The organism is Methylomonas sp. BW4-1 (assembly GCF_052474385.1).
Genome location: NZ_CP184126.1, coordinates 23,151 through 47,260 on the forward strand (window position 1 = coordinate 23,151; position 24,110 = coordinate 47,260).

Below are 24,110 nucleotides of genomic sequence, written 5' to 3' on the forward strand. Positions count from 1 at the left end.
GAAATTGGATGAGACTCAACTCGAAGATTTCCTTTGCTTTGAAAGCAATGATACGTTGGTCTGTTAGTACCTCCAAATGCGGTACTGACTTTACCAAGAGCCGTAGGGCGGAATAGCTCAGCGTATTCCGCCGCATGGAAAGTGAATGTTCGGCGCAATGCCTTTCAGTTATTACGCCTTGATATCCGAGGTTCTGTAAACGAAACTACGTCGTAAATTTCTTCCCCAACGAGCACGATAAAATGCTTGGCAAGCCTCGTATCCCGAGTATGCAAACTTTCTTCAAGAGTCCAAGTGAGTAGCTGACTATTTTCATCCACTAAAACAAAAGATTTGAGGGCACCTAATTCTTCAAGTAATCGCAAGCGGACACCTTCGTCTGATATCCGCACAATCAAAATATCCAAAAAACAAAGCTCTACAACAAGGGAGTTATGGCGATCAAATCCTTGTATTAGCAATTCTCCGTCATCGTAAATCAGCTTCGAAACGGCAATCGAATCATCGCATTCATATAGTTGTTTATATCTATTGCCCATAGCGAACCTTAATTCTTGTTCTTCCCCCAGATTGAATTTCGATAGTTGGTCTACCATCACTAGATGGCCTAACAATCACCGTACTTCCATCATCAAGCGTCCCAACACGAACCCCATTTCCCTTAGAAGCAACGTCACTCGGATTAAGAGCATCAAAATCACCATCGGCAGTATTTTCATCTCCAGGTTTAGTTCTGATATCAGTGTTCCCCTTAGTTATTCGATCTCGGGTCGTGTCTGGAATAGGGCACGAACCACCACCATTACTGGAACTTTCACTAGATGTAACGTCATCTGCTGTAGAACAGTATCCCGTTAAAATGCAGCCAATTACACCACCTCCGACCGCTTCAGCTACTGCTCGGGCGGCATTAGGAAATCCAACTCTTGCAGCACCTTGTAATCCTAATCTTATGGCAACATTTGCCCATAACCCTGTCGGGTCCACTAGATTAACGGGGTTATTCTCAACATAGGTATAAGTATTAATGCCCCCCGTTTCCCCAATCGGATCCCTGGACAGCCATCGTCCGGTGCCGGGGTCGTAGACCCGGTATTGGGTTAAATACACTCCGGCCTCTTGTAGGTAGAACATGCCGGCATAGCGGAAGTCGGGGTTGATCATCCCCGACTGTTGCGTTGGTTTGCCGTAAGCATCGTAGTCGTAGGTGGATACTCGGCTGCCACTCGGCAGTGCCAGGACGTCGCGCACCGAGCCCAGATGGTCTCTGCTGTAGTACAGTTTGGTATTGCCTTGCGGCCTGACTTCACCTTCCGGGTAGTAGCGGCGGGCCACCACGTCGCTAGCGCTACGGGCTTGACACAAGCTGTCGCCGCACCACAGGTAGCGGAACTCGGTCGAGGCGGTGCCGTTGTTGGAGATGATGGCCACTCTTCGTCCCAGGCCGTCGTAACGGAACTGGGTGCTGCGGGTCGGTTGGGCTTTGTAGCCGATTTTCAGCAGCCGGTTGTCGGCGTCCCATTGGTAGGTGCGGATGCCGTCGTCGGTGAGGTTGCCGTTGGCGTCGTAGCTATAGGCCACGCCGTTGGCGCTGCTGACCTGGTTGACGCTGTTGACGGTCAGGTTGGTGCTGGCGGTCGGCGTGGTGAGATGGTTCAGGTTGTCGCCGGGGTCGTAGTCGTAGCGGTATTGAGCGCCGTCGCTGGCATCGGCTTGCAGCAGGCGGTCGGCGGCATCGTAAGCGTAAGTCCAGCTTTTGGTCTGTTTCGGCACGGCCGCCGGGCCGGTTTCCTGGATTTGGCTGATGATGTGGTTGGCGGTGGTGACGTAGTCGTAACGCCGCGAGGCACCGCTGTTGACGATGCCGGTCAGGCGCCGGTCGTTTTGATTGCTGTCGTACTGCCATTGGCTGCCGATGCCGGCGCCGCTCAAGGTCTGCGCGGTCAGTTGACCGGTTTCGCCTAAATAGCTTTGCTCGAAACTGCCCAGCGGACTGGTGTGATGGGTGATTCGTCCCAGGGCGTCGTAGGCAAAGGTTTCGCTGGCGGTGTCGACGGTACGCTGGGTGAGCCTACCCAGTTCGTCGTATTGGTAGGCGATGCCGTCGTTGGTATACGGGCCGTCTTCCTGGCTGAGTTTCAGCGCACCGGGCTGGCCGATAGCCTGGTATTGGTAGGTAGTGGTGCCGTTGCCGTCGGTCATGCCGGTGAGGCGCGGGAACCAGGTGTCGTAACGCCAGGTGACGCTCGGCGTGGCGTTGACGGTGTTCAAGTATTCCCGTCTGCTGGGCCGGTTGTCCTGGGTATAGCTGTAGCGTTGGCTTTGGCTCAGGGCGTCGGTGACGGTTTTCAAGCGGCTGGTGGTGGCTTCATAGGCCAAAGTGTCTTGACGGCCGTCGGCGTAGATTTTGGCGGTGACCCGGCTTTGCAGGTCGCGTGTCCAGGTGGTGGTTTGGCCGTTGGCGTCGGTCAAGCTTTTCAGGGTTTGATTGGGGTAGTAGCCGTATTGAAGGGTACGGTTTAAGGGATCGGTGACAGCAGTCAAGTTACGCACGGCATCGTGTGTGTACTGGGTAGTGCGGCCTTCGCGGTCGGTTTGGCTTGCTAGGTCCAGTTTGTCCCAGGTCGTGGCTTCCGTAGTGCCGTCCGGGTAGGTCACCTGGACGAGGCGGTCGAAGTCGTCGTATTGGTAAGCGAGCACATGGCCTTCGGCATCGGTGCGGCTGGCGATGCGGCCTTGGCTGTCATAGCTTAGGCTGAGCTGGGGTTGGCCGTTGGCGTTGGTGATGCCGGTCAAGTAACCGAGGCTGTTGTAACTGTAGTCGGTGGTTTGGTTGAGGGCATCCTTGACTTGAGTCAACTGGCCGGCATTGTTGTAGCTATAGCTTGTGGTTTGGCCGGCGGCATCGGTGTAGGTCAGTGGCAAGTGTTGGCTGTTGTAGGTGAAGGCGGCTATCGTGGTATAGCTATTCGCCGCGGTTTTTTGCGTGATGCGGGTGGCGTCGATCTGGTTGGCGGAGTAGTCGATCTGCGTGTCGCGGCCCTGTGGATCGATGATATGGGTCGGGTTACCCAGGCTGTTATAACTGAGCTGAGTCAATTGGGTGCTGCCGTCATCCAGTACCCGGCCGATTCGGATTGGCTTATCCAGGGTGCCGGATACCGCACCCCAGGTGGTTTGGCCCAGGTAGCTGAACCAGATACGGTTTTCCAACGGGTATTTGATGCTTTCCACCGGGGCGGAGGTGATGTTGCCATTCGGCGCCCAGTGTTCCCAGTGTTTGATGCGGGCCTTGGTGTAATCGCCGGCGCCTAGCGCGTAAGCCTGTTTATCCCAATAGAAGGTGTTGCGGCCATTAATGTAGGCATTGAAGGGGGCGATGATACCTTGCGGCACCGCCGAACCGGATTCCGAATAAGGAATGCCGGGGGCTTGTTGGCGATATTCGACGCGCTCCTTGGCACCTTTGGGGTCGGTAATTTCCAGCCAACGGTAATCGCCGGATTCGCCGAAGGCAAAGCCAGTGGTGCCGTAGGGCGTGGTCATGCTGTCGATTAGCGACGAGGCATTGTAATGGAAGGAAGATGTCAAGCCGATCACGTCGGTGATGCTGCTTAAGCGGCCGGCATTGTCATAATTTAATAGTGCACTGCGGCCGAATGGATCGCTGATTTTGGTGACTAGCAGCGGCTGCGCTGGCAATTCGTAGCTAAACACCGTATCGCGGCCGGTGGCGTCGGTGATAGAGGTCAGACGTAGTTGGCTGTCGTAATGGAGGGTGGCGGCGTTGCCGGCGGCATCGATTAGCTGCGTCAGGAAGACGCGGCGCGGCGCCACCGTGGCGCCGTTGGACTGGGCGTAGACTTCGACGCTACCGTCCGGCAAACGGCGTTCATAGCGAATAGGGTTGGCCGAGGTTAACACGAGTACCGAGTTGTCGTAGGTTTCCGGCGTGAATTGGCCGTTGTTGTAGCCGCTGTAACTCACGTAACCGCCGCCGGCCACATAGCGGGTGACGCCGGCACCGGCGGTACTAGGCGAATCCTGGATGTAGCTCAACCAGTTCAAGGTCCATTTGCTGCCGACGTTGAAGTAGCCGAAGTTGGCGGGTTGTCCTGCTTCACGCTGGTTATAGCTGAGCTTGGCAAACACCGCCGGGCCTTTGGGCGGCGCGTAGCCGACCGGCGTGTCGTTGAGGTTGAGACTGACGGTCATTTCGCTGGCATTGGCTTCGCACATGCCGTGACTGCCGCAGTCGGGTTTGATTTTGGGATCCTGCGGCGTGGTGGCCGAGGTCATGACGCTACCGGTATAGCCCATACCGTGCAGACCGTCGGCTTCGGCCAACTGGATTTTTTGCCAGCCGGGTTTTAAGGCTTTAGTCGGTACCAAGTAAAAACCGCTGGCTTCGCTGTCGATGGCGTCGCGAGTCACCCACAAATCGTCACCGAAGATCGGGTCCTGGATGTGATAGCGCCCATCGCGCTCGCCAATGATGGCGGCATAGTGACTGACTTTCCAATGCACTACCGATGGCACCGGGATGGCTTCGCCGGGTGTGCGGCGGATCAAACTGTGCGGCAAGTGCGCTTGAGTGGCCAGTCGGCCGACTTCGCTCAAACTGACGCCGTGAGCGCCGGACCGATAATCGCCCAAAAACTTGACCTGGGCGGGCGTGGCACCTTGCGACAATAGCAAATTCCGCAACGCAACTGGACCGCACAGAAAGGAAATACCCGGTTCGTGCTCCATCATCCACAAGCCATCGCGAGCGCCGGCCACGGCTTCGGTGGCGGAACCGGTCACGGCTCTGTCGCCCATTTCGATAAACAAAGCGCGCAAGCGATCAGCATGGCCGATACGAGCGTGCATGCGCATCAATTCGCCCAGTGCACGATCCACCAGCGCTTTAGCATGTGGCTCGGTGAAGTCTTTGCCTAAACGCCAAGCGTTTTCCCAGGCTTCTATCGCCAGCGAGAAACGGCCGGCTTGGTAATAGGACAGACCAAGATTGGTCCACAGCGACATTTGCCAGCCGGAGGCCGGATGGCTGCTCAGGAAATCGGTCAGCGCCTGATAGTCGTCGTCGCTGGTACGGTGCCGATAGTGCTCGATGGCGGTTAGCAGGGCGGCATCTTCATCGGCGCCGGTGGGGGTCGTGGCGATCAGTGGCTCTTCGAATTGCGTGGCGCCGAGTTGGACAAGCTCGGCGGAAACTGTCGATGCGCCGGGGGCTGTCGCGACTGTAGAAATGGGCGTGGCTGACGACAAAGCCGAAGCCGGTTGACTTTCGCTGGCCTGGGCAGTCCCTACCAGCCTTCCGCACAGAAATATCAGCAGCAACGGCCAGCGCCAAAATAATGGGAGCGCGCGAATCGAGCGGCGGGTCATCCACAGTGCCATAAAACCTACCAGGATCAAGAATAAGGACGAGGGCTCGGGGACAGCGGCTGCGCCCATCTCCAGATTGTCGAGCGTGAATTGGGTACAGTTGTTGGCGCCACAGAGGAATGGATCGCTAAAATTGGCCGTCGGGCTGGCCGAAAATACCAGTTCGTTAATGCCGGTAAACCCGAAATTAATCAGTAAAGCCGAAGCGGTAGAGACTGTAATGGTGCGGCTAAATAGTACACTGCCATTTAGTAGCCCCTCGACGGTCACTGCCAGATTGTCGTAGTAGGCGGCGTTTAAATAAGAGCTAGAAAAATCGAACAATCTAGCCGAACTGATAGTACTAATGAGGTCGCCACCACTATAGATCGCGTTGTTAGGCGATACAATGCCGTTATTAAAGCCATCCAGCCCATCTAGTGCGGTATAGGCGGAGAAATTAGACCACTCGTATCCTTGGTATACCGTACCAGTAAGGTCAACAGTAAGTCCTCCGGACGTATCCAAATCGTCAAAATTGATCGACATCGCACTAACGGGCATTGCAGTCGCCCATAGCAAGGTGAAACAAAGCAAAACTGCGTAATTTTTAATAATACCCATGATGACCCGCCAGAGAGAATGCCATTGAAAGTGTATTGACCAGCGCACACTAAGTGCGCTCCAAGACACAAACGCAAAAGATAAACTATCGATTAAAACCGCAGTGCAAAATAAACTTATAATGCACGCTAGGTCACATGATTTGTGAAAATAATCTAAACTCATGTAAATTAATGTGTTATATGCCGCATAAGTTATGAATATGTTAACTTTTAGACTCGGCGTTTAGTGCTGAAGATGTAGGCTTGATTCAACAATAAAATAGCCAAAAGCGGCGGGTATCGAGAGCGAAAGGCAGCGGATGAAGTAGGCTAGGGCGTGGGCGGTGCAAAAAGTGTTCTAGTGAAGGGGTTCGGCCAATTTTTGAGTGGAAATTGGTTCCACACCCTCTGGATGCAGTGAAATTGACAACGGCTCATTTTCAGTAAGACCAATTGTGGCGGATTTTTTTTCGATAATCTTGATTTTCCAATCACCGAAGCTTTCTCCTTCATGAATTAATCCTGAGGCATTTTTTTCCCCATCTTCAAGCAGAACCATTCGATCTTTTCCTGTTTGAATAATACCTACGAGCGTAGGGGGAGGGGAGGGGGTAGGCATTTCAACTGGCGCAATTACCTCACTGGCCACAATGATGGGTTTTCGACCTGGTTGAAACAAGGGGATTTCTAACAATGAATGGTTTTCGATAGATGTCTGAGCATGCAGTTCTGGGTTGCTCTTGTTAGGTTCCGAAAAATCAGTTTGCGGCTGATCGAAAAGTAATTTTTCGGTTATCACTAAACCTATAATAACGACCATGCCATTCGCGCAAGCTAACCAAGCAGTCGTTTTAGAAATTTTTGTCATCGGGTAGAGGATTCCAATCTGGCTAAATCGCTGCCAAATCCTGATAAACGAAATTCAGCTGCAAGTTTTGAAACAATCGTGCCTTGACTCTCCGATGTTTCAGTATTTAAAGTACGTAACGTTAATTGGTCAATAACAATCAGCGGGGTATGTCGCTCGATTTCGGTAATCATCTCCATTATCGAAGATTCTTCACCATCACCTTTTAATTCAATAGATACACGAGTAATACTACCTTGCTGAAGAGTTTCAGAAATTCGCATAGACTCGAGATTAAAATGGGCAGAGTGAATTACTTGGTCGACAATTTCTTGCATCGTAGACCCTTTGTCAGATTTAGCTTCGGTCCATATTAATAATTTTCTTAGTGCAGAACTTTCTGCTTCAATGCTTTCTTTAGGAATATTAATAATATCTTCAGAAAGTTTTTTTGCTCTTGTTAATTCAAAGCGTGCGTCATAAAGTTGGTCTACTGCTTGCCAAGTTAAGTTGACGATTGGCTTTAAAATAAGTCCCCAGATAGAGAAGATAACAACCAACAATAATCCTAGCGACACCCATTTTCTTATTTGAGGCGAAAGTTCTATATTCAAGGTATTCACCTATGAAAATCAATGGACAACTCAAATTGCGAAGGGATATTAGGGCTGTTCGAGTTAGCGACAGAAATCAGTTTTAAGTTATCCAGTGTTGATATCTTATTGAGTTCTCTCATCATTTCTACCACATTAGGCGAGTTCCCCGTAAGTTGTAAGATGCCCTTGTCGTATTGGATTGATGTAATCCATGATGTTTTTGGTAAAGCAGCTGCTAAGTCATTCAATATGTTTGTCATGCGATGAGACGGGATTTGTTTATTTAAGTCGCTTGTTATTGTCCCAAGCAGCGACCGTTTTGCAAGTAATTGTGAGTTTGCATCTAAGGATTGCTGCATTGATTGGTTTTCTTGGCGGATATCATGTTCTATCCAGGACGCTGCGAAAAAAGTGAAAGGTAAAAAAGCAGCTGTTATCAGAATCAAACTGGAGAACAAAATAAGATGCTTCTTTAAACGTAAGTGAGCGGATGCTATATCGGAGGATACGTAAAAAATGAAATCCAATGCATTTTCCGATGATTTTGAGAAACCTATTCTTACCGAGTTGATACCTGCTTTTTCAAGAGTAGAACACACATAATCTACTTTTTCCCGTATACAAAGGGCAACATCAAGATGGATCACGTCGGTAGTAGGGGGACGTTTCGTTTGCATGTCGAAATAAAGCGAGTCTCTATCAAGTGGCGATTCAGTGATTAACTTGAACGATACAGCATCTCTTAATTTGGGTTGGGCTGTTTTAGGCAGAGATATATCCAACAGTAAAATATCTTGTGGATCTAATGAAACCTCCACAATATGTCCCTTACATAAGGTTGTTAAAGCAATCAACGCCTCTTCGGAGGTCTCGTCGAATAAGCTGGGTAAATGGATTTTATCCATGGATGCCGTAGAGGTTGCGGCTATATCGGCAGGCATAATTAGTGTGGTTTGCCGATATTCAACTATTAGAAATAACGGCTTTTTGGTTTTTGTTGTTAGTCGCTTATGCTCTGGAATCAGGTCTGATAGCCCTTGCCACCACCAAGTGAATCCTGATTTGGCTAAAGCTTGAAAATCTGCAAAACGCAGCTGAGATACTAAAGTCATCAGGATGCTCTACACATAAAACTGGTTTGGTCTAAAAGACAATTGCCACTGATTGTTTGATAGGGGTGGGCAATTATCCAAAATGGAAGTCTAGTTTTGTCAGCAAAAACAACATGTAACTTGATTAATTCCGGCAATTTGTCCATATTTACCCAAAGTTTGCTACCCTGGCGTGAACCTTTAGAAAAGTAAAAAAATTCAACTGTCTCGATATCTTTGAGCAACGTCCAATTTTGACTACTTGGTTTTTCCGCAGATTGGAACAATACCGGTGCATCCAAACGTAATTCGAGCGTAAAAAGTCCATTCGAGTGAGGTGCCAAAAAAAGGCGTCCATCCATGCGTCCCGATGCAAAGGCAGATTGCGAGGGTACCGTGCTAAATTCAATTGAGTTTTCCATACCTTTAAAATGAACGCCTTGGATATTCGGATGTTCCGGAGGAATGGCCGCTTCTAAAACGCGAGAAATAAGTTGCTGCGAAGAGGCTTCGTCACTCCATTGCTGTTCAATACGGACGGCTCTGCTCCAGCCGTCTTTGATCGAGATTAATATGTCAGATAATGCGGCAATCAGTAAAATTCCAGCCGCTAAGGCGATCAATAATTCCAAAAGCGTAAAACCATGCATCCGGCATGGTAAGGTTGAAACAGATCTCACGGATTTAATCCGCCCAGCCTATGTGCAGATAGGCTAATCAATGGCTCGGCATGTTCATTAGAAGCGACCTTTACATTGATGTTTTGTACAAAATAAATATCCATCAATGGACCATCAATGCCATTCGGTAGCGTTTTTTTTACAGACACTTGCCAAAAAAAACCGTTCTCAACACCATGATAATCACTGGGTAACTCTGCGCAATCAAATGCGTATTCCTTGAGTTTTGAATGCGCAAGAGAAAGCGCCGTCGAATGCAGGCGAAGCTCCGTAAGCTTGGCCACAGTTTGTGATATTGCCGGAAGAGCAATACCCAGCACAAATACTGATAGCGCAAAGGTTAAAATGACTTCTAGCAAAGCAAACCCTGACTGACAAGGCAACCAGCCGGCCTTAGCTTTGGTCAAGCTTGCCTGTGAGCCAGTCAATTTTAATGGTGTTGTTTTGCCCACTATTTTTAAGTGTGATTAAACCGCCTGATGATGAGCCATCGGGGAAAAAACTGACGGTTGTGTTTTCTTGAGGCGACGGGAGCGTACTCGTGCAACTCATATAAAACTGGTGCGATAAGCCGGTTCGGGCGGTGGATGCGATGTCATTGCAAGTTAGGTCAATTCGGCGCCCTTCGTTGATAGCCCGCAATTTAGCGTGTTCCAATGTGTTGATAATCGCTTCGAAATAAGGGGTGCTGTTTCTTGCTCGATAAGCTCGCGCACCCACTGCGGACAACAGGCTAAGCAACGAGATTACTATCAACAGCTCAAGTAAAGTAAATCCGTGATTATGGTGCTTTTGCGAAGCCAACATCTGCATTTTCGCCTTCACCACCTTCTTTATCGTCGGCGCCGAATGAATAGACCTCGAAGGGGGCTCTCTGGCCTGGAACTCGATAGCGAAATGGATGTTTCCAAGGGTCCAACAGATGCTCATGCTTGCGAATATAAGGTCCACGCCATTTCACAACGTCAGAAGGCGGTTTCCATAAGGCTTCAAGGCCTTGTTCTTGTGTGGGGTAAACACCCGCATCTACTTGGTAATAATGTAAAGCGGTTGAAATCGTATCGACCTGGAGTGCTGCGGTATCCGTTTTTGCGCCTGAGAACATATTCATGACCTGTGGCGCAACTACTGCCGATAGCATCGTCAATGTCACGAGAACAATGAGTAGTTCTAAGAGTGTGAAACCAGAATAAACGGAGGCTTCAAATTTGTGTCTATATTGTTTCAACAAGTGTATCGCCCCGTCTGTCTATTTGTTATTTTACCGCCAGTTGATTAATACTCATGATGCCTAGCATAACGCCGGATATCACAGCGCCAACAATTAAGCCAAGCAACGCAATGGCAATGGGGTTGAGTAATGTAATCAATCGATCGATTTTGTACATCGAGTCCGTTTCGAGCAATTGAGCCGCTCGCATTGTAGCAGTCCCTAACGAGCCGGTGTGTTCACCTACTTCAATAATAGATAACGTTGTTTCAGGAATAAGGTTAGTACGTCTTAGTGCTAACGATACGGAAACACCCTCCCTAAGTGCCCTTGAGGCATGTTGTAACGGCTCCCGGATGTGTTGTGTGGATGCGGCTTGGGCCGCGAACTGGACAGATTCCGATACTTCCACGCCATTATCGATCAGAGCGCCCATGACACCCAAAACGTTTGCGATATCGACATAAGTTATCAGCCGGATAAATGATATGCGAAGCGCTGCTTTTGCAATGAATCCTTTAAGTTTGGCGTTTTTTTGTATGCTAATCCAAAGCAAAACAGGTACCCCAATCAGGGTCAATAAAAGTTGGAAACCTTGTTCAGTGACCAAATGGGATAGGGTCAATACCAGGCGCGTTATTTTTGGAAGTCTATGTTCTTCGCCGGCAAAAATTGATTCAAACTCAGGAATGACGAATCCTAGAACAAACGTCAAGGAAATCATGATCATCACAAAAACTACTGCAGGATAGGTTAATGCATTGATGACCCCTCTTCTGGTTAACATTTGTCGCTGCAAATAGCGCGTGGCATCGGCTAGCCCCTCGCTCATACGACCACCTTGCTCGGAGGCCCGGACAATGCCGATTAAATAACGAGGCAAGTACGCTTCGGTCTCCATCGCATTCGATAAAGTGCTTCCTTCGGAGAGACGGCGTAGTAATCGATTGACCAATTCGGTCATGGTTTTACTATTATGCTGTTTAGCTAAAACAGTCAGCGCGCGTTCTACGGTAAGTCCCGCCTTCAGCATTTCGGCCAATTGTTCAGTGAACATGGCAAGGTTTGCTAAATTGGGCTTGGCATCAAACTTGATGGGACGATTGAGTAAGTCTAGCCAATTGCTGGTGTTAGCCGTAATCGATAACGGGGTTAACCCGGCGCGTAAAAGCTCAAGTGCAACTGTTTCTTCTGAGATAGATGTGATTTCCAAATCACGCATTTCTCCAGCATGGGTTAAAGCTTTGACGCTAAATTTATTTAGACTTTTCGCCATTCCACAACCCTTAGGACTTCTTCAAGAGAGGTTTCTCCGGCGAGAGCCTTTTCAATGCCATGTTGCCAAAGACTGGTGCCGCCTCGTTGACGCGATGCTTTGATTAATGCGCTTTCGTCTTGTTTTGATCGAATAATGTCACGTTCCATTTCGTCTATTTCGATGGCTTCGAAAATAGAAGTTCTACCAGAATATCCACGGCCTTTACAATGACAACAGCCGGTAGCGGTATAAACAGTATCAGGGATAGCTAGTCGATTGACTGCGGCGGTGATAAATTCAGCTTCAGTCTCAGAAATGGCCCTTGGACTTTTGCAGAAGGGACACAATTTTCTAACTAAACGCTGTGCGGCGGTTAGCTCTATCGTCGAGGCCAGCAGAAAAGCTTCCACACCTAAATCAAGTAAGCGAGTGATTGCGCCGGCAGCCGTATTGGTATGTAAGGTCGATAACACCAAGTGACCTGTTAACGCGGCACGTATGGCAATATCGGCTGTCTCGCGGTCACGAATTTCACCAATCATGATAATGTCAGGATCATTTCTCAGAATCGAGCGAAGTGCTGCGGCGTAAGTTAAATCAATTTCCGGTTTGATTTGGAGTTGCGAAACACCCTCCAGCACGTATTCAATCGGATCCTCAACAGTGACGATCTTGAGTGCCGGATTCAGAATGGCATTTAGCGATGCATATAGCGTTGTTGTCTTGCCACTACCGGTTGGTCCTGTGATTAGAATAATGCCATGGGGTCTTTTTAAGGCTTTTTTTAAGGCATTCAGACCATAGAATGAAAGATCAAGCGTGTCGAGATCTAACTGAACGGACTGTTGGCCTAATAATCGAATAACAATGGACTCCCCTTGAAGCGAAGGGAATGTGGCTATACGCAGGTCTATACTCCTTCCTCTGGACGTAAACCGGATTCTTCCATCTTGAGGTACACGTCTTTCCGCGATATCAAGTTTAGCCATCAGCTTGATTCTGGAGGCGACAGGATCGGCCCAGCGAGCGGATAGTGTTTCAACTTTCTGTAACAAGCCGTCAATCCGGAAGCGGATAGAAAAGGCGCTGCTCTCAGGTTCAAAATGAATATCCGAGGCACCTAAATCACTGGCTTCCATGATAAGTCGATTGACTAATCGAATCACCGGTGCATCCGATGCAAGATCACTGAGTTTTGTAATATCCTCCTGCGTGATACTTGTTTCATCGACAGCGGACAATGCAACTGACTCTTCTATCTCGGTATTTGCGGCGTCCAGCTTATAAAAAAAATCTTCCAGTTCAGATTCAAGAACCGCGTATCGTTTAACAGGTAAGCCGGATGCAAACGCAAAGCAGGCGGCAGCAACATCATCCGAAGGATCGGCCATGGCCAGTGCCAAAGTTTGTTGATCAATCCGTAAAGGCAGTACTTTTTTAGTCCTTAGAAAATGCGGATTGAGACGTTTGATGGTTAAGATTCCTTCCGGAAAATCAGCTCTACGCACAACTTCGATATTTAACATTTCCGCAAAAACCACTGCCATTTCATGCTCAGTGACAAATCCTAATTTGGTGGCTACGGCAGAAAATGGGGTTTTTGACGTCAGCGCAGCAGACTGAACTCTCTCAATGGCTTCAGCAGTCATCAACCGCTTTTTGAGTAAGAGTTCAACCAAATTTTCTTTAACAACACCAGTAGCAAGAGCGTTATCAGTCATGATTGTAGCGTTATTAAATATTGAAATATCGGCATAAAGGCAAGCAAAAGCCAATGTTCATAATGCGTAGGACTTGAAATTTTTATTGGTTTGTTGACCCTTGAGAAGGCCTCACTAAATTGAGGTGCTATGTAATTTCTCAATAAGTTCAATCTTGAACCGGCCAAGCAGTAATTTTTTTTAAAATATGCTTGCAGGGTACGAAATTTTTAGCTAGATTACAAACCCAGTTGCATAGATGGTTAGTCTTGATTGAATTTGTTCCCCAGGCATTAGAAACACACCAAGTTCACGTGTTTTCGACAGACCTAGCTCGTAGGTATGGCGTGTAGGCCGGCAATAAACAAAACCTATCGGCACAGAAGGACCGCTTCAAGCGCTGGTTTTCTAAAGCGTTTCGCTATACATTTTTTAAATACGATCACTCAAGAGGGAAAACGATGAGCAGTTCTGTGTTGCGTGTGGGTAATCCCAAAATTCAGTTGGACATGGCCGCCATCAGGCGGCGTTTTTTTGCGGGGTTGCTTTTGGCCGGTCTGATGGGACCTGCCTGGGCAGGGTCTGTTACCTACACCTATGACACGCTGGGTCGTATTACCCAAGCCGCCTACAGCACGGGCGTCGTGATTGCCTATGTCTACGATGCCGCCGGCAATCGCAGTAGTTATGTGATCAGCGGCGCCCCTAGTTAGTCGAGTAAATTCCCTGGATTTTCAGCGTTTGAGAGTGTCGCCTGTTTTCAGGCGAAGCCTTAGCGCGGCTGTTTGTTTTATCAATATTTATTAAATCTAAAGGCTTGAAGGATCAGTTCTGACCGGCCCTGCACGAATGGAGTATACGGATATGTTACGTTGGCAAGTAAATAGTGTGGTTTCGCTCGCTTTGCTATTGATGGTCGGGACGGTTCAGGCGGAGGGTAATATCTCGTTTGGCGGGGGCGTGCCGGCCGTGACCGATATGCCAACGACTTCATCAGTTAGAGGTAAAACTAAAAAACCGGCTGCCAACGTCGCCGCACCTAGCGGACAGACGGTACAGTTGCCCGGCGTTAATCGCGCCATTTTCACGCCGGTAACGCCACTTGAATCGGAACAAGCCATACAAAGTCAGTCGTTACCCGCTGACTTGAATCAGCTCCAATCAGCAGCAACACCGACCACCGATACACTATTAACCACCAGCGCGTTACGCATTAGCGGCGACACCGCGCCGACCGGTCCGGCCTCCATCGCTGAATTGGCCCGTGCCTTGAAAAATAATCCGGATTTGATCTACGAATACGTCCGCAACAACATCGAGTATTACCCGATGTGGGGTGTGCAAAAAGGTGCGGTGGGGGCGATCCTCGATAGCCAAGGTACCGCTTTCGACCAAGCGACACTGATGGTGTCGTTATTGCGCCAAGCCGGATACACGGCCAGCTATGTCAAGGGTCGGGTCAACATGACAGCGGCCCAAATCAATGCGTGGCTGGGCGTCGATACCGCCAATGTCTGCGCGGTTTTGAATCTTTTTGGTCAAGGTCAAGTGCCGATTGCCTCGGTAACCGCGACGGCGGCCGGCAGTTGCCCTGGATCAACCGCCGCCTTGGTCAGCATGAAGTTCGATCACGTCTGGGTCAAAGTCAATATTGGCGGCACCAATTACTACTTCGATCCTAGCTATAAACCGCACACAGTTAAGGCCGGGATTAATCTGACCACAGCCAGCGGCTACAACGCGGCTACCTATCTCACACAGGCGAAAACCGGCGCGACCCTGACGACAGATTATATCCAGGGGGTCAATCGCACCAATATTCGTAACAACTTGAACTCCTATGCCACCAACCTAACCAATTATTTACGCACTAACCAACCCGCCGGCGCGCTGGATGACGCGGTGGGGGGGATGACCATTAATCCACATAGCGGCGGCAATCTGCGTCAAACCGTGCTGCCATACCAAGATACCACCGTGGCGCTAACCGAATGGACCACGGATGTCCCGGCCAACTACAAGCCCACACTGAGACTCCAATACCAAGGCATCGATAAAACGTACACCTCGGACGCGATTTACGGCAAACGCCTGACCATTACCTACAACGGTTCCAATCAACCGGTGTTGATGCTGGACGGTGTCGCACAAATGACGGGTACGGCAACCACGCCGGGTACTGTCGGCAGCGTCAATTTTACTGTCACACATAGTGCTTACGCGCAAACCTTTGCCAACCAGGCTTTTACCCAACAAATCAAAGCTGGCGGTACCTTTTTGATTGGTAACGGCTGGGGGCCGGCGGGACGGGGCGTGGTTGAACAGCATCGCCAACGCTTGGACGAAGCCAAAGCCGCAGGTAATGCCGACACCGCTGAATCGGTGTTAGGTTCTAGCTTAGCGGTGTTATCCTCAAGCTGGATCGCACAAGTGAACGCGGCCGACTATGTCGCCGACCGCATCGCCAAAACCAATACCCTGTTCCACCACCAAATCGGGATCGCCGGCTATAACACGGCACCTTACGTTGACTTGCCTGGTAACGTGCTGGGGGTGGTCAGCCAAACCGCCGATGCAGCTAAAGAGGCGGCGGTGTTCTTCAGCGACTCTATGCATTCCAGTATTTTCGAGTCTACGGCCGTGCAACAAACCGCCGGCGTAAGCGCGGTATCCACAGTCAAATTGATCGATATTGCGGCAACCAACAATGACAAGATTTTCAATGCTACCTCGGCCAACTATACCTCGGCGGTGCAACCTAATCTGGTGTCGTGCGCGTCATATTTGACCTCGTTCCAAAATGCGGTGACCGCCGGACGCCGTTTAATTTTGCCGACGCGGTGTAATCTTACCGAAGCCAGCTGGAGCGGCACGGGTTACTTTGATATTTTGGTAACCGCGAATGGTACCAGCATTGGCTCAATTATTAGCGGTGGATTGTTGGGCGGCTTTTCGAGTTCGCCTTTACCGGCAGCCACAACCAACACCAATACCCTTAGCAACAGTCTGAGTTGGGAAAGTCTCAGTAATTGGTTTGGCCAAACTTACAACGACCCGATTGACACTTTCAAAGGTAACTTCCTTTATGCCCATGATGACATCAATACCGGCGTAGGCTCGTTCCCCCATGCGCTGAGTTTCCAAAAACTGTATAGCTCTGGTGCGCGTACTCAAGCGGGCGCATTGGGCAAAGGCTGGACCCATAATTTTGCGTCAAAGGCCGCGGTTAACTCCGATGGCTTCCAAGGGTTGGGTGAAGACTCGGCCCTGGATGCAGTGAACACCATTGTGGAAAAACTGGTGTCCCTGGATCTATTGACCGACACTGCCAAACCGCTGGATAAAATGGTGGTGGCCACCTTGGGCCAACGTTGGTTTGGCGACCAGTTGCTGAGCAACACCGTGGTTGTCAAACAAGGTCTGAACGGTGAAGTATTTGTCAAACTACCGGACGGTACCTACAACGCGCCTCCGGGCAGTGCTGCGCGTTTGATCAAAAACGCCGACAACACCTACAGCTATGAAACTCTGCACAAGGACAAGCTGAATTTCGACAGCACCGGCAAGATTGCCACCTTCAATCATGCCAGTGGCGTGCAGGTCAAATTCACCTACGCCGGCAACGACCTGACCCAAGTGCAAAACAGCTTAGGCAGAACCCTGACCCTGACCAACACCTCGGGCCGGATCACCGCCGTGGGCGACGGTAGCCGGAGTGTGGGTTATGCCTACGACGCCAACGGCAATCTGGTCACCTCTACCGACGCCACCGCGAAAAACACCACCTTCCAATACGACCTGCCGGGACGCATCACCAAGTTCTTCTATCCCAGCAATCCGACCGTGGCTTTCGCGACCAACGTCTATGACAGCCTGGGCCGGGTACAAACCCAAACCAACGCCAACGGCAAGCTTTACACCTATTACTTTGCCGGCAGCCGGTCCGAAGAGTTGGATCCCTTGGGCGGCAGCAAAGTTTCTTACTACGATAGTTTCGGCAAAGTCCTGAAATCCATCAATCCCTTGGGTAAGGTGGTGACCAACACCTACGACGGCCAAGAACGCTTGACCAAATCGGTCCTGCCCGAAGGCAACTATGTCACCTATACCTACGACGACACCACCTGCGGCGGCACGACTAAACGCTGCACCCACAACGTCAAGACCGAAACCCGCGTCGCCAAAGCCGGTTCCGGACTGGCCAATCTGCTAACCAGCTATACCTACGAAAGCGCGTTCAACAACTTGGCTAGCGTTACCGACCCGAAAGGCAAAGTGACTAGCTACACCTACACCGCGCAAGGTCTGCCTTTCACCATCACTCGTCCCGTGGATGCCGCCGGCGTAGCCCCTATAACGACCTATGCCTACACCAGCTTCACCCCGGCCGGCTACACCGCGTTTTATTTGCCGACTGCGGTGACCGAGAAAACCACGGCGACCAACAGCGTCACCAACACCACGGCCTATAACGCCACCAACAAATACGTGCCGCAAACCGTGGTTGCCGATGCCGGTACCGGTAAGCTCAACCTGACCAGCACTTATACTTATGATGCGGTCGGTAACCTGACCCAAGTCAACGGCCCACGCACCGACGTCACCGACACCGTAGCCACCGCTTACGACAACCAACGGCGGCCGATACAGCTGACAAACGCCTTGGGTAAACTGACCAAGCAAGCTTACGACGCCGACGGCCGCCTGATCCGCAGCGCCGCGCAGATCGGTACCCAATGGCTGGTGTCCTGCAGCAGCTACACCCCGAGCGGCAAACTGCTGAAAGCCTGGGGCCCTGGCACCACCACGGCCGACACCACCTGTCCGGCCGCCGCCGCACCGGTGACCGTCGCCGACTACGTCTACGACAACCTGGATCGCCTCAGCACCCTGACCGAAAACCTGCCGGCGGCCGACGGCGGCAACCGCGTCACCCAGACCGTCTACAACGCCGACGACAGTGTCCAGATCCTCAAAAAAGCCGTGGGCAGCGGTATCGCGCAGAACTACGCGACCTACACCTACAGCAACAACGGCCTGCCGCTCACCGTCAAGGATGCCAAAAACCAGCTGACCACCTACCAATACGACGGTCACGACCGGAAACTGAAAACCCTGTATCCGGACAAAGTCACCGCCGGCGCCTCCTCGGCGACCGACTTCGAACAAGTGGCCTACGACGCCAACAGCAACGTCACCAGCCTGCGCAAACGTAACGGTCAAAGCATTACCTTGGCCTACGACAACCTCAACCGTCTGCTGAGCCGGACCTATCCGACCGCAGCCGACAACATCAGCTTCAGTTACGACCTGTTGGGCCGTAAAACCGCCGCCAACAAAACCGGCTACGCCATCGGCTACGTCTACGACAACGCCGGCCGCCTGACCAGCACCACCGCCGGCGGCAAAACCCTGGCCTACCAATACGACCCGGCCGGCAACCGTACCCGCACCACCTGGCCGGAAGCCACCGCGTTCTACATCACCGCCAGCTACGACGCCCTGAACCGACCGACTGCTCTGCTGGAGAACGGCACCGTCAGCCTGGCCAGCTACGCCTACGACGACCTGTCACGGCGCACCACCGTCACCCTGGGTAACGGCACCACCACCGGCTATGGCTATACCACGCAATCGGCGCTGGCCAGCCTCACCCAAAACCTGGCCGGCACCGCCCAGGACAACACCTGGAGCTACACCCGCAACCAGCTGCAGGACATCAAAGCGGCCAGCTGGACCAACAACAGCTACCAATGGACCGGCTACACCAACGGTACTCGCAGCTACACCGCCAACGGCCTGAACCAATACGCCACCGCCGCCGGCAGCAGCTTAAGCTACGACGCCAACGGCAACCTGGGTGGTGACGGGGTGTGGACCTATGCCTACAACCTCGACAACCAGCTGACGGCCGCCAACAAAACCGGCTCGGCCAACAGCCTGGCCTACGACGGCGCCGGCCGCTTGAGCCAAACCACCCTGGCGGGGGTTGTCACCAACCTGAGCTATGACGGCAGCGACCTGGTGGCTGAATACAACAGCACCGGCACCTTGCTGAGACGTTACGTACACGGCCCCGGCGTTGACCAACCGCTGGTCTGGTACGAAGGCGCGGTCACCACCAACAAAACCTGGCTGTACAGCGACCACCAAGGCAGCATTGTCGCCACCGCCAACAGTGCCGGCACCAGTACCGCCACCTTGAGCTACGGCCCCTATGGCGAACCGAATGCCACCACCGGCGTGCGCTTCCGCTACACCGGCCAGCAGCTGCTGGGACCGCTGAACCTGTACTACTACAAAGCAAGAATGTACTCGCCCGCCATCGGCCGGTTCTTGCAAACCGATCCGATTGGCTACCAAGATGGCTTGAATCTGTATGCGTATGTGGGGAATAATCCGTTTAATCGGAATGACCCGAGTGGGTTGATTGCGGCTGATGCCAATATGCTCGGTGGTAAGATTGGCGGATATTTGGATGCGGTTACGCCAGGATCGCTTGCTTTCAGGAATTCTTACGACAATTTCCAAGCAGGCAGTTACGGGAACTCGGCCTTATGGGCCTTGCAAGGCGGGTTGGAAATCGGGGCCACCATTGCAACAGGTGGAACACAAGGCGTCGTTGCTGGCCAAGGCGGTCGATTTGCAAGTCTTGTCGGAACCGTAGGAGACAATTTAACCGCGCATCATATACCCCAGGCCGCGTTGAATTTTACAACTCGTGCCGATGGCGGTGCTATTGTGATGACGGCTATTGAACACGAGGCAACTAGAACATATGGCTACAAAGGAGCAGTAACGGCTATCGAGGATGCTGGTTTGTCATTTCGCGACGTGTTGGCTAAAGATATACGAGATGTTCGAAGTATCGTAGGTAGTGCTTACAACGAGGGATTACAGGATGTTATCCAGTATTACCGTCAAAATTTTCCTGAGCTGATTAATAAGCAATGAACATTAAAAGTATACGACAAGAAATTAGCACCCTGAATTCTTTGGGACCTCTGCCGCCGGAGCATGGAGCTAACCCCGAATTAATCCGAAAATACGAGGAGCTTTATAGGGCTATAACTAGACCGATAACTGATGATGAAGCTCGTTCATTGGTTAAATTGTTTGGTCCTGATGGTTGTTTTGGTTTGGCTTCATCACTTGTTCATTTAATCGAGACTGCCCCAGGATGGCCATTGAAGGACTGTTTAACTAATTTGGAAAGCGAATGGATAATTGAGTTACGAAACCGTGCAATTAGAGGAGGACATTTTTCCGAGGATCTATCCGGGTAAGTCTGAAGCCGTGTTAAAGGCCGTAAGTCGCAATCGGTAGGGCGGCAATAGGCGAAGCCGTATTGCGCCGCATGTTTACCGAAGCGGTGGGCTATGCGATCCGAACAACCTTATTACACCGCTCTGACTTCAAGGTGAACGCCACTTTGGGTTTGAAGCTGAGAGATAACACCGCGATACGATGCGCTAAACCCGATGGCGGATAGGATGCCGCCGACGTCAGGAGGCGCATCTGTCGAGTGATCAAACCAAGCGATCCCAGGCCGCCGAGCCCTGCCTTCGGCGGCCCATTTCCTCCCACCCCGAAAACCCCGAACGCCAACCCGATAACGTGCGCTAATCCCGATGGCCGATAGGATGCTGCCGACGTAAGGAGGCGCATCGTTCGCGACGCCGATGGCCGTCTTATTTGTACCACCTGGCCGGAAGCCACCCCGTTCTACATCACCGCCAGCTATGACGCCCTCAACCGGCCGACCGCGCTGCTGGAGAACGGCACGGTCAGCCTGGCCAGCTATGCCTACGACGACCTGTCGCGGCGCACCACCGTCACCTTGGGTAACGGCACCACCACCGGCTACGGCTACGACACCCAGTCGGCCCTGGCCAGCCTGACCCAAAACCTGGCCGGCACCGCCCAGGACAACACCTGGAGCTACACCCGCAACCAGGTGCAAGACATCAAAGCGGCCAGCTGGACCAACAACAGCTACCAATGGACCGGCTACACCAACGGTACTCGCAGCTACACCGCCAACGGCCTGAACCAATACGCCACCGCCGCCGGCAGCACCTTAAGCTACGACGCCAACGGCAACCTCGGCGGCGACGGCGTGTGGACTTACGCCTACAACCTCGACAACCAATTAGTCGCCCCTGAAAAGTCATAAAATCAACACTAACACATTGAATTACATTGGATATTTAATAAAAAAAGCCGGGTAATAATTGCAAGAAACGGGTAAAATAGATATTAATTTCTTGCAAATTTTTATTCAAAATGAAGCCAAAATCCCAAGAAACGAGCGGACAAATCGATTTATTCAACACGCCGCTGGCCGACCTGTTAAATCCAAAACACGAACTTTACCAACTGGCTCATCTGATCGACTGGAAAGTCCTGGATGACGCCTTTGGCGAGTTTTTCACAGAGAATCAAGGGGCGCACGCCTTGCCCACGCGACTGATTGCTGGACTTCATTACCTTAAACATGCGTTTGCCCGTTCCGACGAAGCGGTCGTGGCGCAATGGCTGGAAAATCCCTATTGGCAATATTTTTGTGGCGCAGAGTACTTCCAACACCAGATGCCTTGTCACCCCACCTCGCTGACCTATTGGCGGAAGCGGATCGGTGAAGCCGGTTGCGAGTGGATGTTAATGGTGACCATTCAAGCAGGTGTCGACAGTCAGACCGTGAAAAAACAGGATTTTGAATCGGTGACGGTCGATAGCACGGTTCAAGAAAAAGCCATCACGTATCCAACCGATGGCAAATTGTACGAACGCTGCCGCCAGCATCTGGTGCGTTTAGCCGAGCAGCATGAGATTCCGTTGCGGCAAAACTATAACCGCAAGGCTCCGTATTTGCTGCTAATGGCCAACCGCTACCATCATGCCAAGCACATGAAGCGCAAACGCAAAATGCTCAAACAACTGAAAACCCTGGTGGGTCGGGTTTACCGTGACATTGAGCGCCAATTGGACAATCAATCCGACGCTGTCAAAGGGGCGTTCAAAGAAACGCTGGAGAAAACCCAACGGATTTTGAATCAGCAACCGCAGGATAAAAACAAACTGTACAGTTTTCACGCCCCGGAAGTGGAATGCATTGCCAAAGGCAAGGTCCACAAAAAATATGAGTTCGGCGTTAAAGTGGGTATCACCGTCACCAACAAAAGCAATTTCGTGCTGGGTGCACGTAGCTTTCCCGGCAATCCCTATGATGGTCACACCCTGGAATCCTGTCTGGAACAGGCGGAAATTCTAAGCGGCACACGCGCCAAAGAAGCGTTTGTGGACTTGGGTTATCGTGGGGTCGAGGTACCCGGGGTCACGATTTACAAAGCCCGGCAAAAACGCGGCGTGGATACCCGACGACTCAAACGGGCCCTGAAACGTCGCAACGCCATCGAGCCGATCATCGGCCACTTGAAGAACGACGGATTATTGGGGCGCAACTACCTGAAAGGCGAACTGGGCGATGCATTGCATGCCATCCTGTGCGGTGCCGGCCACAACATCCGTTTGATCCTCAGGCGGTTGAGGATTTTTTGGCCTCATGTTTGGCAGTCGCTGTCTCGGCTTTGGGGCGCATTTTCATCCGAACCATTTTTATCGTTCGCCTGAGGGGCGTCGCTCCTGAAAAATTTCGGCTTTTTCAGGGACGACCAATTAACCAGCGCCAACAAAACCGGCTCGGCCAACAGCCTGGCCTACGACGGCGCCGGTCGCTTGAGTCAAACCACCCTGGCGGGTGTCGTCACCAACCTGAGCTACGACGGCAGCGACCTGGTGGCTGAATACAACAGCACCGGCACCCTGCTGAGACGTTACGTGCACGGCCCTGGCGTTGACCAACCCCTAGTCTGGTACGAAGGCGCGGTCACCACCAACAAAACCTGGCTGTACAGCGACCACCAAGGCAGCATCGTCGCCACCGCCAATAGTGCCGGCACCAGTACCGCCACCTTAAGCTACGGCCCCTATGGCGAGCCCAATGCCACCACCGGCGTGCGCTTCCGCTACACCGGCCAGCAGCTGCTGGGACCGCTGAACCTGTACTACTACAAAGCAAGAATGTACTCGCCCGCCATCGGCCGGTTCTTGCAAACCGATCCGATTGGCTACCAAGACGGCTTGAATCTGTATGCCTATGTGGGGAATAATCCGTTCAATCGCAATGATCCGAGCGGGTTGATTGCGGCTGATGTGAAGATGTTAGGTGGTAAATTGGGTGGAGAGCTTACTTCTTTCCCTGCGATACCCGCTAACTACTCCTCAACAAGAAGTTACGAATCAGCAAGAGCCGACATTAATTCCGTTTTAGGAATTGTTGGTGTTGGTAGTGTTACCAATATCTCCAGAGTGGCGGCGGCAACAGGAGAAGTTTCTGCTTTACTAGAGTCGTATAGAGGTCCTGGCGGCGGTCACCATGTGCCCGCCAAAAGTGCATTTACAGGTGCAGCAAACTATGATGCGAATATTGCATTGGCGATTCCAAATGCCGAGTTGGCAAGCCTTGGCGTGTCGCATAGTGCAGTTACAGGAGCACAGATGACTGGCTACCAAGCTTTTGCAAAAACAGGAGAAACATTGACATGGGAGGCCATGTCCGCTATCGAAGCCAATGCTTTAGTTCGTGGCGGTATGGCTGAAGGCATGGCAAATACAACTGTAAATCAAGCAATTCAGGCGTTAAAAGACGCAGGGGTTTCTGGGCCAACTAGAATTCCATGGGGAAGATAAA

The 24,110-nt window shown here is 51.4% G+C and carries 16 protein-coding genes; 5 read left to right on the forward strand and 11 right to left on the reverse strand.

Translation table 11 applies throughout. From position 1 onward, the window contains the following. Positions 1 to 164: 164 nt before the first annotated feature. From ACH5Y9_RS25440 to ACH5Y9_RS25490, 11 genes are all read right to left on the reverse strand, one after another. Complete coding sequence (locus tag ACH5Y9_RS25440; RefSeq protein ID WP_445369971.1) at positions 165 to 539, reverse strand: hypothetical protein; 375 nt, start codon at positions 537 to 539, stop codon at positions 165 to 167. After that, positions 529 to 5,934, reverse strand: coding sequence for an RHS repeat-associated core domain-containing protein (locus ACH5Y9_RS25445; protein ID WP_445369972.1), 5,406 nt, complete (start codon positions 5,932 to 5,934; stop codon positions 529 to 531). The genes ACH5Y9_RS25440 and ACH5Y9_RS25445 overlap by 11 nt, the downstream gene beginning before the upstream one ends. A 399-nt stretch (positions 5,935 to 6,333) precedes the next feature. Beyond that, a complete protein-coding gene (locus ACH5Y9_RS25450; RefSeq protein ID WP_445369934.1) occupies positions 6,334 to 6,843 on the reverse strand; it encodes a hypothetical protein in 510 nt (169 codons plus the stop codon). Further along, a complete protein-coding gene (gene gspM / locus ACH5Y9_RS25455) occupies positions 6,840 to 7,436 on the reverse strand; it encodes a type II secretion system protein GspM (protein ID WP_445369935.1) in 597 nt (198 codons plus the stop codon). The genes ACH5Y9_RS25450 and gspM overlap by 4 nt, the downstream gene beginning before the upstream one ends. 5 nt (positions 7,437 to 7,441) lie before the next feature. Continuing rightward, on the reverse strand, positions 7,442 to 8,530 hold the full coding sequence (locus tag ACH5Y9_RS25460) for a PilN domain-containing protein (protein WP_445369936.1): 1,089 nt from the start codon (positions 8,528 to 8,530) through the stop codon (positions 7,442 to 7,444). Next, complete coding sequence (locus ACH5Y9_RS25465) at positions 8,530 to 9,159, reverse strand: hypothetical protein (RefSeq protein WP_445369973.1); 630 nt, start codon at positions 9,157 to 9,159, stop codon at positions 8,530 to 8,532. The genes ACH5Y9_RS25460 and ACH5Y9_RS25465 overlap by 1 nt, the downstream gene beginning before the upstream one ends. A gap of 26 nt (positions 9,160 to 9,185) precedes the next feature. Further along, entirely contained in the window at positions 9,186 to 9,596 is a 411-nt protein-coding gene (locus ACH5Y9_RS25470) for a type II secretion system protein (protein ID WP_445369937.1), read from the reverse strand. Next, entirely contained in the window at positions 9,583 to 9,996 is a 414-nt protein-coding gene (locus ACH5Y9_RS25475) for a GspH/FimT family pseudopilin (RefSeq protein WP_445369938.1), read from the reverse strand. The genes ACH5Y9_RS25470 and ACH5Y9_RS25475 overlap by 14 nt, the downstream gene beginning before the upstream one ends. Next, on the reverse strand, positions 9,971 to 10,420 hold the full coding sequence (gspG, locus tag ACH5Y9_RS25480) for a type II secretion system major pseudopilin GspG (protein WP_445369939.1): 450 nt from the start codon (positions 10,418 to 10,420) through the stop codon (positions 9,971 to 9,973). The genes ACH5Y9_RS25475 and gspG overlap by 26 nt, the downstream gene beginning before the upstream one ends. A gap of 25 nt (positions 10,421 to 10,445) precedes the next feature. After that, positions 10,446 to 11,675 (reverse strand): type II secretion system F family protein, encoded by a 1,230-nt coding sequence (locus tag ACH5Y9_RS25485; protein WP_445369940.1) that lies wholly within the window; start codon positions 11,673 to 11,675, stop codon positions 10,446 to 10,448. Beyond that, entirely contained in the window at positions 11,660 to 13,378 is a 1,719-nt protein-coding gene (locus tag ACH5Y9_RS25490; RefSeq protein WP_445369941.1) for a GspE/PulE family protein, read from the reverse strand. The genes ACH5Y9_RS25485 and ACH5Y9_RS25490 overlap by 16 nt, the downstream gene beginning before the upstream one ends. 440 nt (positions 13,379 to 13,818) lie before the next feature. On the opposite strand from ACH5Y9_RS25490, the gene ACH5Y9_RS25495 reads away from it, so the two are divergent. The 5 genes from ACH5Y9_RS25495 (at position 13,819) to ACH5Y9_RS25515 (ending at position 24,109) form a co-directional block, all read left to right on the forward strand. Next, a complete protein-coding gene (locus tag ACH5Y9_RS25495; RefSeq protein WP_445369942.1) occupies positions 13,819 to 14,070 on the forward strand; it encodes an RHS repeat domain-containing protein in 252 nt (83 codons plus the stop codon). Between the two features lie 151 nt (positions 14,071 to 14,221). Beyond that, the gene (locus tag ACH5Y9_RS25500; protein WP_445369943.1) at positions 14,222 to 20,311 is read left to right on the forward strand and encodes an RHS repeat-associated core domain-containing protein; all 6,090 of its coding nucleotides are present in this window, start codon (positions 14,222 to 14,224) and stop codon (positions 20,309 to 20,311) included. 886 nt (positions 20,312 to 21,197) lie between these two features. Further along, positions 21,198 to 21,533, forward strand: a complete 336-nt coding sequence (locus ACH5Y9_RS25505) for a hypothetical protein (protein ID WP_445369944.1) — start codon at positions 21,198 to 21,200, stop codon at positions 21,531 to 21,533. A 110-nt stretch (positions 21,534 to 21,643) separates the two neighbouring features. Beyond that, the gene (locus ACH5Y9_RS25510; RefSeq protein ID WP_445367458.1) at positions 21,644 to 22,990 is read left to right on the forward strand and encodes an IS5 family transposase; all 1,347 of its coding nucleotides are present in this window, start codon (positions 21,644 to 21,646) and stop codon (positions 22,988 to 22,990) included. A 105-nt stretch (positions 22,991 to 23,095) separates the two neighbouring features. Next, entirely contained in the window at positions 23,096 to 24,109 is a 1,014-nt protein-coding gene (locus ACH5Y9_RS25515; protein ID WP_445369945.1) for an RHS repeat-associated core domain-containing protein, read from the forward strand. Position 24,110: the final 1 nt, after the last annotated feature.